General features: G+C 74.3%; 10 protein-coding genes. 2 read left to right on the forward strand and 8 right to left on the reverse strand.

All coding sequences use genetic code 11. The features are described from left to right. Positions 1–861 precede the first annotated feature (861 nt). The 4 genes from C1I92_RS19610 to C1I92_RS19625 all read right to left on the reverse strand — a co-directional run bounded on the left by C1I92_RS19610 (position 862) and on the right by C1I92_RS19625 (position 6,372). Positions 862–2,013 (reverse strand): class I SAM-dependent methyltransferase, encoded by a 1,152-nt coding sequence (locus C1I92_RS19610; RefSeq protein ID WP_111256342.1) that lies wholly within the window; start codon positions 2,011–2,013, stop codon positions 862–864. Positions 2,014–2,086: 73 nt separating this feature from the next. After that, positions 2,087–3,169, reverse strand: a complete 1,083-nt coding sequence (locus C1I92_RS19615) for a glycosyltransferase (RefSeq protein WP_111256343.1) — start codon at positions 3,167–3,169, stop codon at positions 2,087–2,089. A 219-nt stretch (positions 3,170–3,388) separates the two neighbouring features. Next, positions 3,389–4,117: an MIP/aquaporin family protein gene (locus tag C1I92_RS19620; RefSeq protein ID WP_111256344.1), complete on the reverse strand. Its 729-nt coding sequence runs from the start codon at positions 4,115–4,117 to the stop codon at positions 3,389–3,391. Positions 4,118–4,194: 77 nt separating this feature from the next. Continuing rightward, complete coding sequence (locus C1I92_RS19625) at positions 4,195–6,372, reverse strand: acyltransferase family protein (RefSeq protein ID WP_111256345.1); 2,178 nt, start codon at positions 6,370–6,372, stop codon at positions 4,195–4,197. Positions 6,373–6,501: 129 nt separating this feature from the next. Here C1I92_RS19625 and C1I92_RS19630 point away from each other — a divergent pair, with 129 nt between their 5' ends. After that, positions 6,502–7,233 (forward strand): MIP/aquaporin family protein, encoded by a 732-nt coding sequence (locus tag C1I92_RS19630; protein WP_111256346.1) that lies wholly within the window; start codon positions 6,502–6,504, stop codon positions 7,231–7,233. A gap of 7 nt (positions 7,234–7,240) precedes the next feature. Here C1I92_RS19630 and C1I92_RS19635 read toward each other — a convergent pair whose 3' ends face one another. The 4 genes from C1I92_RS19635 to C1I92_RS19655 form a co-directional block, all read right to left on the reverse strand. Continuing rightward, positions 7,241–9,832, reverse strand: a complete 2,592-nt coding sequence (locus tag C1I92_RS19635) for a glycosyltransferase family 2 protein (protein WP_111256347.1) — start codon at positions 9,830–9,832, stop codon at positions 7,241–7,243. A gap of 179 nt (positions 9,833–10,011) precedes the next feature. Further along, positions 10,012–10,560, reverse strand: coding sequence for a hypothetical protein (locus C1I92_RS19640; RefSeq protein WP_111256348.1), 549 nt, complete (start codon positions 10,558–10,560; stop codon positions 10,012–10,014). A 2-nt stretch (positions 10,561–10,562) separates the two neighbouring features. After that, on the reverse strand, positions 10,563–12,746 hold the full coding sequence (locus C1I92_RS34550) for a glycosyltransferase (protein ID WP_199521394.1): 2,184 nt from the start codon (positions 12,744–12,746) through the stop codon (positions 10,563–10,565). 54 nt (positions 12,747–12,800) lie between these two features. Further along, complete coding sequence (locus tag C1I92_RS19655; protein WP_111256349.1) at positions 12,801–13,526, reverse strand: TIGR03089 family protein; 726 nt, start codon at positions 13,524–13,526, stop codon at positions 12,801–12,803. A gap of 114 nt (positions 13,527–13,640) precedes the next feature. On the opposite strand from C1I92_RS19655, the gene C1I92_RS19660 reads away from it, so the two are divergent. Then, complete coding sequence (locus C1I92_RS19660; RefSeq protein ID WP_111256350.1) at positions 13,641–14,546, forward strand: DNA-3-methyladenine glycosylase family protein; 906 nt, start codon at positions 13,641–13,643, stop codon at positions 14,544–14,546.

Here is a 14,546-nt window from a genome sequence, read left to right on the forward strand (position 1 = left end):
GGCCCTGCTCAACACCACCACCAACGATCAACAGGTAGCACCAACAGCACTCCTCACGGCATGATCAGCACAACTCGCTGACCCACACACGTGGACGACCACCTACACCACGTCACGGGACGTCACCTAGCCGGGCCGACGCGCCTCAAGTCCGCGCCCGCTGTGGCTGATGGCATCTGTGGTTGCGGGGCGCGTACTTGACCCGCGCCGTCCCGGCCAAGAACGGGCAGCTATCAGGGGGACGGGGGGAGTGTGGGCACGCCGCAACCCATCAGCCCACGTGCGCCGCCTTCCCCGGCCGCCGTTGCCGTCGCCCGCGCGTGCCCGTTGTGCGACGTTTGCCGGCCTGTGGACGCTCATGATCATCAACCTTTTGGTCTCGCACTAGGCGTTCTCCCGCTCTACCACCCATGCATGCCTAGGGGGTGGGAGTACGTCTGGTGGGCGGCCCGGGAAACGCGGCGAAATCTCACCACGTGGACGCCCAGCGACACTAAAGCCACGTCGAACCGGCCCGACCGGTCGCCGGGAGAGGCCAACGGACCAGAGCTGCCTGCCCACGCGGCGCCCGTCAGGCCACCGGGAGCGGCCAGCGAGCCCGGATCGCCGCGAACCCGGCGCCCGCGCTCCAGCAGACAACGCGGAGCCCCGACGGGCCGTCGCCACACTCCCCCGTCCCCCTGATAGCTGCCCGTTCTTGGCCGCGGGACCGCGGGTCAAGTACGCGGCCCCTAGCCACAACACAACAGCCACCAGCAGCGGCCGCGGACTTGAGGCGCGGTTGCGCGGCTAAGAGAATGGGCAGCAGGGGGACGGCCAACGTTCGCAGCCCCTCAAGCCAACTGCGGCAACCCGGCCCGCCTAAGCGCGCGTCGCGGTGAAGAAGCGCGTCCGCCCGACCAAGCCATCATCGGCGAGCTGGATGCCGTCGGCGCCCGTGCTCAGCCAGTCGGCGGCGACGTCGGCCTCGTCGGGCCGCTGGGCGTCGTCGAGGGCGACGATGGCGCCGTCGGCGAGAGCCGGCGCGAGCAGGGGCAGCGCCGGGAACCGCGACCGCGGCCCGACCTTTCCGGGCGGGCCGTCGACGAACAGCAGGTCGATGCCGCGCAGGTCGGCCCAGCTGGGCGCGGCGTACCAGTCGTGCTTCTCGCCCTGGACGGTGACCGGCTCGAGCGGCGCGGACCGGACCTCGGCGACGCCGTCCAGGCCGAGCCGGGCCAGCGCCTCGCGGGTCCGGGCGGCGTAGAGGTCGTGGTGCTCCAGCGCGACGACGCGGCCGGTGCCGCGCCGCTGGCAGGCCAGCGCGAGCCAGACCGTCGAGCTGCCGCTGCCGCACTCCACGATCAGCGCGTCGCCGGGCAGCCGGCCCACCATCGACGTCAGGCGGAGGATCGTCCGGGGCGTCGCCGCGTAGCCGCCCAGCACCGGCACCTCGTCGGCCGGGCCGAACATGGAGTAGAGGTTGGCCAGGGCGGAGAGCTCGCTCAGCTGGTCCTGCGCCATCGCGTCGAGATCGCCGGCGTCGTGCTCGGGCCGCTCCTGGGGCCCGGCGGCAGAGGTCAGCGCCGCGGTGACCGCGGCGAGCTCCGCACGCACCTGGGCGAGATCGGTCCGGACGTCGGCGGCGACGCGTTCGGTGCGCGCCGCCGACTCATCGTGCATGAGCGCGGTGTCGGTGCGCAGCGCACCGAGGATCGCGCCGAGCGGTCCGCCGGCCGGGTCGGCCAGCGTCGCACGGAGCTCGCCGAGCGCCTGGGTGGTCTCTCGGTTCGCCGCCTCGGTCCTCTCGACCTGGTCGGTCAGGGAGCGGATCCGCCGGTCGGCCTGGTGGGTGGCCGCGATCGCGACGGTCGTGCCGGCGAGCGCCAGGCCCAGCAGCAGCGCCAGGATGGCCGCGACGACGTCGCCGTCGTCGATGAGTGCCCAGCCGGCGGCGACGACGGCCAGGGCCGCGCCGAACAGGCTGAGCGCCGTCCACTTCGAGCCGAGGAACTGACGTGCGGCGCGGAGCATGTACTTCCCGTCGTCGGTGACACCTGATCGCCCACGACTCTATCGCTGCGCGGGGCGCAGGACGGCCCAGGTCTCACCGCACGGCGTGCGCGAGCTTCTCCAGCGAGTGGATGAACAGCTCGGCGTCGGCGTCCCAGCTGTAATGCGCGATGACGGCGTCCCGCCCGGCCTCGGCCATGCGACGGCGTTCGGCCGGGTCGGACCGGAGCGCGCGCACCGCCGCCTCGGCCGCGGCGACGTCGCCGAAGGGGACGATCGTGCCGCAGCGGTGCCGCCGGATCAGCTCGGCCGACGCCGGGTTCGGCGTGCTGATGACCGGCACGCCGTGCGCCATGTACTCGACGATCTTGGTGGGCCGGGAGTGCGCGTAGTTCGGCTGCTCGTGCAGCAGGCTCAGCCCGGCCAGCGCGCCCGGCAGCATGGCCAGCGCCTCGTCGTTCGGCACGAAGCCGTGCCACGTCACCGCGCCGTCGGCCTGCGCGGCCTCGATCGCCGCCGCGCAGTCCGCGTCGGCCGGCCCGACCAGGTGCACCTCGATGTCGGGCGCCAGTCGCCGGCCCAGTTCGACCAGGTCGAGGCCGCCCCTCGCCGCCGTCAGCCGGCCCAGGTAGACGACCCGGTCCTCGACCGGCACCGCGACGTCGTCGGGGATCGCGACGCTGTTGCGGACGACGGTGTGCTGCTTGCGGAACCGGTCGGCGTAGGACTCCTCGGCCAGCAGCAGCGGCATCCGGCGCTCGGCGTTGCGCTCGATCGCCCGGATCAGCGCCGCCCCCGCCGGGCGGCCCGCCTTCGGCAGCCACGCCTTCATCCGCAGCGCCGCGGCGGTGTCCTCGTGCACGTCCCACACCAGGCCGGGGATGTCCAGGCCGATGCTGGCCAGCACCAGCTCGGGGTCGTGCATGAGGACGATGTCGTAGTCGCGGCCGTGCCGCTTGAGCAGCCGCCGGGCGGTCCGCAGCGACGCCAGCCGGTGCCGGCCGTGCGAGCGGGGGATGTCGATGGCGGCGAGGTCAGCCGGGATCGGCCGGCCGGTCGCGCCGAACGGCGCCGCAAGCGTCACCTCGTGCCCGGCCTCGCGCAGCGCGACGATCTGCCGATGCCTGATACGCGCGTCTTCCGGGTCGTGGACGACGGTCAGGACGAGGATGCGCATGGCGCTAGCCGGCCCGCCCGCTCAGTCGCTCTCGCACCTTCGATCCCTGACTTCCCGTCGACACTGCCACACCTGGATGACGCCACACGCCGCTGTGCGGTTGCACGGCGCGCGTCGCAGTCTCGTCCGCGCCCCCATGGCCGGGCCCGCCCCAGGGCCGCATCACCCAGGGGATCGTACCCCAGGCCCGGTGGTCCGGACCTCCGGTGACGCCGTCGGCTACGGCAGCAGCGAGGAGCCGGGCGGGGGCGGCAGCGGCCGGCTGCTCCGGGTGCGCCGCCCGGCGCCGGACTCGGCCCGGTTCGGCGCGACGACGAACTGGTAGAGCGCCCACGCGATGACGGCGCCGACGAGCGGACCGGCCAGCCACGCGGCCAGGCCGTCCCACTCGCCGCTGACCACCGACGGGCCGAAGCCGCGCGCCGGGTTGATGGCGCCGCCGGTCAGCGGCGCGATGGCGAAGAAGCCGCCGGCGATGGTCAGCCCGCTGGCGAGCGGATAGACCGACGCGGGCGCATACTGGTCGACCACGGTGCCGAGGTAGACCAGCACCAGGATCATCGTGGCGGCGGCCTCGACGGCGATCGCGCCGCCGACGCTGACCAGATCGTCGGCGATGACGGGCGTGCCGGCCCGGACGACGTCGCGCTCGGAGGACAGCATGACGACGAGCGCGCCGGCCGCGGCGCCGGCGAGCTGGGCGATCCAGTACGCCACCGCGGCGAGCGTGTCGATGCGCTTGGACAGCAGCATGGCCAGCGTGATGGCCGGGTTGAAGTGCCCGCCCGACACGTGGCCGAGCGCGGCGATCAGCGCAGCGGTGCCCAGTCCGTACGCGAGCGCGGCGGGGATGATCCCCGGGCCGACGGCGACGACCGTGACCGTCACGAAGACCAGCATGAACGTGCCGACCGCCTCGGCAACGACGTTGCGCGTCAGGTTGTCCACGCGTCGCCTCCCCCTTCCGCCCCGGCAGCGCCAGTTGATCAGGTCGCCCCGCCGAGCATCGTACCCAGGGGCGGCCGTCAGCGCATGGCCGCCGTCAGCGCCTCGTCCAGCCGCGGCGTCAGCGAGTCGACGTAGGTCGCGGTCAGGTGCGATCCGCGGCGGTAGACGAGCACGTTGCCGATGACCGCGGGGCAGGTCTCGCCGGGGCAGATCCAGTCGGTGAGGTCCGCCGCGGCGACGCCCGGAGCGTCCTCCAGCGCCGTCCGCTGTGCCGGTGCGCCACCGTTGCTGGCGCCCTCCTCGCGCGGGAACGCGCAGGCGCTGAGCTCGTCGCCGTGCTCGGCCACGCACTCCATGACGTCCAGCGGCGGCCACGGGTTGTCGATCATCACCACGACGTCGCGGCCGGCCTCCTCCAGGCCGCTCCACACATCGCGCAGGTCCTCCACCATGGCGTCGAACCGCTCACTCCGCGACGCATCGGGCCCGAGAAACGCCTGGGAGGCGACCTGGGAGGTGACGACGTAGTCGACGGATTCCAGCTCGCGCAGGTGGTCGTAGCGGGTCCGGTTGTACTCGGCGCAGTCCTCGTTGGCCGCCTCGTCGAGCTCGACGTCGACGGTCACCAGCGGGCAGCCGCTCTTGAGGTAGGTGACGATGCGCCAGCCGCGCTCGTCGGCGACGCGCTGGAAGGCGGTGAGCCACTGGTGCATCTTGGAGTCGCCGACGAGCGCCACCGTGACCTCGGCGTCCTCCGGGCCGTACGTGCACGACTCGAGCTCGGTGCCCACGATGTCGCTGATGCACTGGTCGCCGTCCAGGCTCGCCACGTCGTCGGCGGCCTCCAGCACGTCCGGCACCATGTGGTCGACGGTGTCGGTGGGCCGGCCGTCGGGGTCCGCGGCGGGATCGTCGTCCAGGACGGCGGCGCCCTGGGCCCGTTCGGCGCCGTCGTCGGCCGGCGCCGTGGGCACGGCCAGCGACACGACCAGCGCCGCGGCGACGCCGATCGCGGTGCAGGCGACGCCGAGGACCGCCGCCCGGGCCGGCAGCCGGACGTACACGCGGGCCCGGTGGAACGGGGCCTCGACCAGGCGGTACGTCAGCCAGGCCGGCACCACCGCGAACCCGGCGACGGTGACGCCGATGGCCACCGGCAGCTCGCCGCCGGCCTCGCCCCACATCGCCGCGGCGCCGACCAGCAGCGGCCAGTGCCACAGGTACAGCGAGTACGAGAGGGTGCCGATATCGCGCATGATCCCGGTGTCGAGCACCGCGTCGGTCACCGTGCGGCGCCCGGGCAGCCCCGCGGCGATGACGGCGGCGGCGCCCAGCGTGGGCAGCAGCGCCGCCACGCCGGGGAACGGTGTGGACCGGTCGAACGTGACGACGGCGAGGACGATCGCGCCGAGCCCGGCGAGGCCCAGGAGGTGGGTCCAGCCGGCCGGCAGCCGCGTGAGCCGGTGGGCGAGCACCGCCAGCGCGGCGCCCACGGCCAGCTCCCAGAGCCGCGTCGTCGACACGAAGTACGCCGGGCCGGGCCGGGTCTCGGTGAGCACCACCGACCAGATCAGCGACGGCACGCCGATGGCGGCGATCCCCGCCAGCATCGCCTTGGTCAGCGGCAGCCGGTAGCGGCGCTGCAGCCACAGCACCAGCAGGATCATCAGCGGCCAGAGGACGTAGAACTGCTCCTCGACGGCCAGCGACCAGAAGTGCTGGACCGGGCTGGGCGCGTCGTCGGCCGCCAGGTAGTCGACCGACTGGCCGGCCAGCCGCCAGTTCACCAGGTACAGCGCGCTGGCGCCGACGTCCCACGCCACCGACGACCAGCGCGTCACCGGCAGCACCACCAGCGTGACCACTGCCACGGCCGCCAGGACCACGGCCGTGGCCGGCAGCAGCCGGCGCACCCGGCGGGCCCAGAACCGGCTGATCCGCAGCCGTCCGGTGCGGCCGATCTCGCGGTCGATGAGGCTGGTGATGAGGAACCCCGAGATCACGAAGAACACGTCGACGCCGACGAAGCCGCCCGGCATGATCGGCAGCCCGGCGTGGAAGCCGATGACCGCGAGCACCGCGACCGCGCGCAGGCCCTGGATGTCGCCGCGGAACCGGGGCCGGCTGCTCGACGGCGCCGGGCCGGCCCGGCGCGAGGCCGTCGCGACGGAGGGGAGCGGGTCCGGCGCCGCGGCCGGCGGCGGTGGCGGCATGGCGGCGGGCGGCGGTGGCGGCACGGCGGACGGACGGCGCATCTGTCTGGTCGGGTTCCCCGGCCGGCGACGTTCGCCGGCTGTGTCGCTGGTGATGGCCGTCAGTGTAGACGAGCCGCGATAGGGTCGCCGGTGGCGACGTCCGGGGATCCGATGGCGAGGGGTGGGTAGATGGTCGACAGCTGGCTGCGGAACGCGGTGGCCGAGGCGGTGGGCACGTTGTCGGTGGTCTTCGTGACCGTGGCGACGCTGGGCATCGTCGCGCAGGCGACGCCGACCGTGCTGGCCTACGGGTTCGTCACCATGGGCATGGTCGCCGCGCTGGGCCACGGCTCCGGCGGCTACTTCAACCCGGCGATCACCCTCGCGATGCTGCTGGCCAAGAAGATCGACCCCATCGGCGCGACGATCTACTGGGTCGCCCAGTTCGCCGGCGGGGCGCTGGGCGCGCTGCTGGTCCTGCTCGTCGCCGACACCGACGTCGTGGCCGCCGGGACGCCCATGCTCAACGACGATCTGGTCAACGTCGGCGGCGCCATCGCGCTCGAGGCCGTCGCCACCATGTTCCTCGTCCTCGTCGTCTTCGGCACCGTCGTCGACGAGCGGGCACCGGTCTCGATCTACCCGTTCGCCATCGGCGGCGCGCTCGTCGCCGGCAGTGCCGCGCTGCTGGGGCTCACCGGCGGCGCGCTGAACCCGGCACGCGGCTTCGGGCCCGCCGTCGTGAGCGGCGAGTGGGATGCGGCCGCGTCCTGGCTGGCCGGCCCGCTGATCGGCGCCGTGCTCGCCTGGGCGCTGTACACGTTCGTCATCGCCCACGACGACTCCCGCGGCGCCGGGTGGCGCCGTCGCTCCCGCTATCCGGAACCGGTCCCGCCGCCCGGCAACTCGCTGCTGCCCTGACCGGCCGTCAGGCCAGCAGGCTCGAGATGCGGCGCATACCCACCTCGGAGCCGCAGTTCTCGGCGACGAAGGCGGCGCCGCGCCGCGAGTAGTCGGCGTAGCGCTCGCCGTCGGCCCACAGCTCGGCGACGGTGCGCTCGACGTCGGCGGGCTCGGCGTAGACCGCGGCGTCGCCGAAGATCTCCGCGTACTCCGGCGGCAGGACGCACGGCACACCGACGGCCATCGCCTCGGCGATGTTGCGGCCGAACTCCTCGATGTAGTTGCTGTGGTGGAAGTGGACGAAGATGTCGATGCCGTCGAGGAACTCGGTGACCGACAGCGAGTCGAACGGGTGGACCACCCAGTTCTCCGGCCGGTGTCCGAGCACCGCCTCTGCCGCCGCCGTCCCGCCGAGCAGCTGGACCTTGTACTGGGTGCCGGCGAGGTACGCCTGGGCCAGCGTGCCGGCGTCCTCGGGCCACTTCGTGGCGTGGTCGCGGCTCTGCCGCCCGACGACGGGCGTCGGCGCGGTGCCGACGGTGCGCGTGCGAGGGGACGGCCCGGCCCAGCTCACGATCGGGAACCAGTCCTCGTCGAGCAGTACTCCCGGCGCCAGCTCGCCGTCGAGGTAGCGGCGCACCCGCGGGCTGATGGAGATCCAGTTCGGCTCGCCGCCGAAGGCGTCGGTGAACCGCTGGTGGATCGCCGAGGTGTCGTACTGGACGTCGGTGTAGTTCTTCATCTGCCACGGCAGCTGGTTGACCAGCAGGAACCGGTGCTCGGCGTCGATCGTCGGGTAGCCGTCGAACGTGCGGCGCAGGACCGGCGGGTGGTGCAGGAGCAGCGCCTTCGCCGTGACGTCGTCCTCGGGGGTGAGCAGGTCGACGCCGTCGAGCTCGAGCAGCTCACGGTAGGCGGCGTCGACCGAGCCGAAGCCGCGGGTGCGGTACCGGGGCGCGTTGAACAGGCCGACCCGCAGGCCCAGCTTGCGCGCGCAGTCGATGTAGGCGAGGTTGCACCGCCGGGTGCCGCCCAGCAGCGCCAGGTCAGAGCCGATGACCACGTCGTAGGCCTGGCCGGCGGCGTCGGCGCCGCTCAGCATCGGCCGGGTGCTGAAGAACGGGTCCTTGAGGCCGGTGCGGCGGTGCCCGGCGAGCGACGGGAGCTCACCCTCGGCGAACGTGCGGCTCCGCCAGAACCGCGCCTGCTCCATGTACTCCCGGCGCGACCCGAAATCGATCGAGCGCATGCCGGTGGCCTTGTTCTCGGTGATGTTGTCGCCGGTGACCAGGCAGAACGAGAGCGGCACCGTGGTGTCGACCTCGACCAGCACGTCCGCGCCGTGGTGGGCGCGCAGCCGCTCGATGAACTCGGAGTCGGCGTGCGCGCGCACGGTGTCCCAGCCGCCGAGGTCGCGGTAGACCTGGGTCCGGCACAGCAACGACATGTAGTTCCAGTGGATCGGCTCGAGCATCGGGCGGTAGGTCCGCAACAGGAACTCAAGCCGCGGGCTGACCCGGGCCAGCCGCGAGAACGACCCGACCGCGTCGGCCTGCGTGCGCAGCGCCTCGAGCTGCCGCTCCAGCAGCTGCGGGTGGGACCAGTCGTCGGCGTCGTGGACGGTGAAGTACTCGCCGGTGGCGTGGGCCAGACCGGTGTTGCGGGCGGCGTAGGCGCCGAGGTTCTGCGGGTGCTGGAAGACCTTGACGCGCGGGTCCGCAGCGGCCAGCGTCTTCGCGACCGCGTACGTGTTGTCGGAGCTGGAGTCGTCGACGATGAGGATCTCGACCGCGCGGAGCGTCTGCGCCCGCAGGCTGTCGACCGAGTTCGTCAGCGTGGTCTCGGCGTTGTACGCCGGCACCACGATCGAGACCACGGGCGGCTCCGGCTCGCCCTCGACCGGCGCCGGCTCGGTGCGCAGCCCCGCGTAGGCGAGGTTCGTGGGGTCCTGGAGGAGCGTGCTGACCGGCGTCAGGCCGTGCCGGTCGAAGATCCAGTCGATCAGTGCCAGCCGCTCGCGGCCGGCCTCGTCCGGCGCGAGCTCGCCGTCATCGGCGCGGCGCAGCAGCAGGTTCGCCTGGACCAGGCGCAGGTCCGGCGACTCCTCGCCCCACTTCTGGAACAGCTGGTCCGCCTCGTCGAGCCGGCCCAGCCGGGTGAGCAGGTGGTGCTCGAACACGCGCAGCCGCTCGGACTGGCTCAGGCCGTTGATCGCCCGGGCGTGGATCAGCCGCTCGAGGGCGAGCTCGTCCTGTCCCTGCGTGGCGTACCAGCGGGCCAGCGTCTCGGCCGCGCGGGCGATCGGGGGCCGGTGGGCGTCCTCGCCCCGTCGCAGGCTCTCCAGCTCGGCCAGCGCGTCCTGGGTGAAGCCCATCCACAGCGCCCGCGAGAGCGAGCTCACCTTCCGGTCGAGCACGCGGTCGTGCTTCGCCTGGCGCCGCTTCGCCTCGCGTCGCTCGGCGGCCTTCTCCGGCTGCATCCGTGCCGCCGCCCGCCGCAGCTGCCGGCGGACCCGGCGCGGCAGCACCTGCTTGGCGACGATCTTCAACGACTGCTTCCGGTCGGCCGAGAGCCGGCCGTTGGTGAAGCGGTACGCCCGGCGAGCCAGGTTCTTCATGTGCTGTTCTGCTCCTCTGCCGCGTCGCCGGGCTGCGACGCGCTGGGGGTGACGCCTACCGGACGGGGGACGGTGCCCGTGCGCGGCGGATGCGTACGGCGGCCGGACCTCATGCCGTGCGACTAGGCACCTCGATGATGCCACAGCCGCGGGCGTGCTGCCGAGCAGCGAGGCGTCGGTCAGCGTCGCGGGGCCAGGGACGCGAGCAGCAGCCGGTCGGTGCGGCTTAGGCCGTCCGGGCCGACGGTGATGGAGGCGGTGCTGCGGTAGGTGGCGAAGATCGCGCCCAGCGTCGTGCGGACGTAGTCGTCCCAGGGCTGCGCGTGCGGCCAGGAGCCGGCCGGCAGCAGCAGCTCGGCGGGGTAGCCGTAGGCGCGGGCCGCGGCCAGCTCGGGCACGTCCATGACGACGACCGGGCGGAAGCCCGCGGTCAGCACCTGCAGCTCGGCGATCTCGTCGATGACGTCGCGGACGCGGTCGGCGGGCAGGCCGAGCAGCAGCACGACGACGACCGGGAGGCGCTCGGCGCCGACGCCGGCGAGCAGGCGCCCGGCGGTGACGTCGAGCGGGGTGTGCTGCTTGGCGTCGACGGCGAACAGCCGGTGTACGACGGCGCGTGCGGTGGAGGAGTCGCGGATGCGCGGCACGACCGTGCGGCGCGCGTAGCGGTAGCCGGGGAGGCGCCGCACGTGGCGCATGACGCGGCGGGGCTTGCGGCGCTCGGCCATGGTCAGTCCTGCCCTTCGGCGACGAGGCCGGTGAGGAGGCGGGCCGCCTCGGCCGCGCCGTTGCCGGGATCGGCGTCGGCGACGTGCTTCACCATCGGCTCGCCCTTCTCCAGCAGCGCGGCCAGCAGCGGCGTCGCCTGGTCGACGGTGACGACGTCGAGGGTGTGCGCCCAGCCCTGCGCCGCCGCGTACCGGGCCCGCCCTTCCTGGTCGTCCAGGGCGGTGGACCGGTTCGGCACGAACAGCGTCGGCACGCCGAACCTCAGCAGCTCGTGGAAGCTGTTGTAGCCGGTCGCGCTCACGGCGAGGTCGAACGCGCGGTACCGGCGCGACAGCGGGAAGTCGCGCACGACGTGGACGTCGTCGACGCGCCCCTGGGCGGAGGCGATCTCCGGCTGCGTCACGCACACCTCGACCTCGAGGGCGCGCAGCGCGGCGACGACGGCGCCGAGGTCGCCGCTCGTGTCGTTGATGTTGCCGGCCCCGAGCGAGACCAGCGCGAGCGGCGCCGACGGGTCCAGGCCGAGGAACGCCCGGGCCTCGGCGCGGCTGTCGAGGTCGTCGCGGTCGAGCAGCGTGACCGGGCCGACGCGGGCCGCCTGCGCCGTCGCGGTGACGCCCTGGTCGGCGGGCGCCGCGAACTCGCCCGGCTCGATGACCAGGTCGAACCAGCTCGCCTTGGCCAGCTGGTCGCGGTTCATCCCGGGCCGCCACATGCCCCGTCGCGACCACACCCAGCCGATGCCGGGGTAGGCGCGGCGGACCAGCCCGAGCCCCTCGTACGGCCAGGTCCCGTCGAAGACGACGACCGACGGGTGGATCCGCTCGATCGTCGCGGACAGCCGGGTGGCGAAGTACGCGTGCCAGCGGGCCGGTTCCAGGCCGGTCGCCGTCGCCGACGGGACGTACTCGTACGGGTGCCCGAACCGGCCGACGACCGGCGCGGCCTGCGACAACGAGAAGAAGTGCGGCTCCAGGTCCGGGACGCAGCGCTGCGCGTAGGCGAGCAGCCGGGTGAGGTGCCCCATGCCGGCGCCATTACTGCTGACGAACAGGGCACGTGGCCTGCTGCGCGTCGCCGCGGCGCCGGACGGAGCGGGCGCCTCCAGGTCCGGCGGCCCGCTGGGCGGCCCGATCAGCGCCTCCAGCCGGGCGACGTGCGCCTCGTGGCCGAACCGCTCCCGCGCCGCCCGCCGGGCCCGCTCGACCTGCGCGTCGTAGGCGTCTCGGTCGGCGTACAGCTCCTCGACGACGCGGCGGACGCCGGATGGCTCGGCGTAGACGGCGGCGTCGCCGAAGACCGGCTCGAAGTGCGGCGGCAGGATCGCCGGGACGCCGGTGGCCAGCGCCTCCAGGATGGTCCGGCCGAACGCCTCGACCCAGCGCGGGTTGTGGAAGTAGACGAAGAAGTCGAGCGAGGCGAGGAAGTCGCGCGGCGGCATCGCGCCGAACTCGAACACCTCCCAGCTCTCCGGCAGCTCGCCGAGCAGGTGTTCCACCGGCCCGGCGCCGCCGAGCACGCGCACCGTCCACGACCCGTCGACGGGGTAGACGGCGCGAAGCGTGGCCGCGTCGGCCGGCCACTTCTGCGGCGAGGACCGGCTGTGCCGCCCGACGACGGGCCGGGCGGCGGCCGGGCCCGGCCGGTCCACGGCCCACGCGTCGACGTCGATGATGTTGACCCAGTCGGCCGCGGCCAGCGCCTCGGCCGGCACCCGGCCCTCGATGGCGGCCCGGACCAGCGGGCCGATCGGCGCCCACACCGGCTCGCGGCCGAACCGGTGCTTCGCGATCTCGTGCACCGCCTCGGGCCGGTAGTGCTCGTGCCCGTCGATGTCGTACGGCGCCGCGTTGGCGACGATGACGACGTGGTCGGCCTCGACCGGCGGCAGCTGCTCCGCGGCGTGCTGGAGCACCGCGGGGTGACGCACCACGACGACCTTCGCGCGCACCGGCGCCCGGCCGACCAGCAGCCGGGCCCGGCCGGCCTCGACGGCGGAGCGGATCAGCCGGTTCACCGGCGACACCTTCGCGACCAGCGGCCCGTTCAGGCTGATCAGGCCGGTGCTGAAGCCGGAGCGGGCCTGCGCGGCGATCTCCTCGGCGATGCTGTGCGAGGTCCCGCCGGGGAAGCGGAGGTCGGAGACGTCGAGGACGTCGACGGTGCGAGTGCCGGGCGCTGGCATGGTTCCAGATCGTGCCACACCGCCGGTCCCGCCGCCGACTCGCGGTTCGCCCGGTCAGGCGGCGGCGGTGACCCGCTCCGCCGTCATCCGCCGCGCCCGGCCGGCCGGGTCCTCGTGCCGCACCAGCACCGCCGAACCGCCCGTCACCAGCGGCACCAGCAGCGCGTCGACCAGCGCCGTGCCGAGGTCGTCGGTGGCGACCAGCAACCGGCCGCCCGGGCCGGCGCCGAGCTGCTCGGCCCGCTGCCGGGCGTGGTCGGCCAGCCCGCCGAGCGTGTGCACGGCGCCGGAGCGGTCCAGCGCCGGCTCGGCGTCGTCGAGCGGGAACAGCGGCGCGAAGTGGTCGGGGTAGCCGGGCACCTCGACGGCGTAGTCGGTGACGCCGGGCGGCAGCGGCTCGGTGAACCGGCCGCCGAGCGGGCGCAGCGCCAGCCCGACCACCTCCGGCGCGCTGCCCGCCGCGGCGGCGGCGTCGGGGCCTGCCACCGCGACCTGGACGTCGTCGGCGTCGCCGAGGACCACGCAGACCCCGGCCGACCAGCAGGCGGCCGCCCAGGCCAGTGCCTGCCAGTGCGCCGGCAGCCGGAGGGCGACGCGGTCGCCGGGCTCGGCGGCCAGCCCGCCGGTGAGGAAGCCGGCGGTCTTGGCGACCCAGTTGTCGAACGTGGTGGTGGACAGCTCGACGCGCTCGCCGGTGGCGTCGTCGTAGAAGGTGAGGAACGGCCGCGCGCCGTCGTGCCGGACGGCGGTGCGCAGCAGTTCTGCCGGGGTCTCGCTCATGCCCCCAACCCTACGGCCGCCCCCTACCCGTCGTCTGACGGCGCAGGTCCGGCGAACCCGCCGCCGACCTGCGCCGTTGGGGCTGTCGGTGGTCCGTGCTTCACTGGGGACGTGATGGAGCGGACGTGGCGGCCTCCGCGCCCGGTCGACATCCTGGCGACGCTGACGCCGCACCAGCGCGGCCCGCACGATCCGGCGTTCCAGCTCGACGCCCGCGGGCGGGTGTGGCGCACCTGCCGGCCCGGCGGCGAGCCGGCGACGGTGTGCGTGGCTCGGGCCGCCGGCGGGGAGGTCACGGCCACCGCGTGGGGTCCCGGCGCGGCCGCCGCGCTGGACGCCGTCCCGTCCTGGCTGGGCGCCGACGACGATCCCGACGGGTTCGAGCCGCGGCACCCGGTGCTGGCCGAGGCGCTCCGGCGGTTCCCGGGCACGCTCATCGGGCGCACCGGGCTGGCCGTCGAGGCGCTGGTGCCGGCCATCCTGGAGCAGAAGGTCACCGGCGTCGAGGCCTACCGCGGCTGGCTGCGGCTGCTGCGCAAGTACGGCGAGCCGGCGCCGGGCCCCGCACCGGAGCGGATGCGTGTCGTCCCGCCGGCCGGCGTGTGGGCGCGCATCCCGTCGTGGGAGTACCACCGCGCCGGCGTCGGGCCGCAGCGCGCCCGCACCATCGTCACGGCCGGGCGGCACGTCGCCCGGCTCGAGGAGATCGCTTCGCTCGGCACCGCCGAGGCCGACCGCCGGCTGCGCGCCGTCCCCGGCATCGGCGTCTGGACCTCGGCCGAGGTCCGGCAGCGGGTGCTGGGCGACCCCGACGCGCTGTCGGTCGGCGACTACGGCCTGCCGCATGTCGTCGCGTACGCGCTGACCGGGGAGCGGCGCGGGTCCGACGAGCTGATGCTGGAGCTGCTCGAGCCCTACCGCGGGCACCGTCACCGCGCCTGCGTCCTGCTGCTGAGGGGCGGTCCGATGCCGCCGCGACGGGGCCCGCGGGCGCCGGTGCGCGACTACCGCTCGATGTGA

It is taken from the genome of Jiangella anatolica, assembly GCF_003236295.1.
GTDB lineage: Bacteria > Actinomycetota > Actinomycetes > Jiangellales > Jiangellaceae > Jiangella > Jiangella anatolica.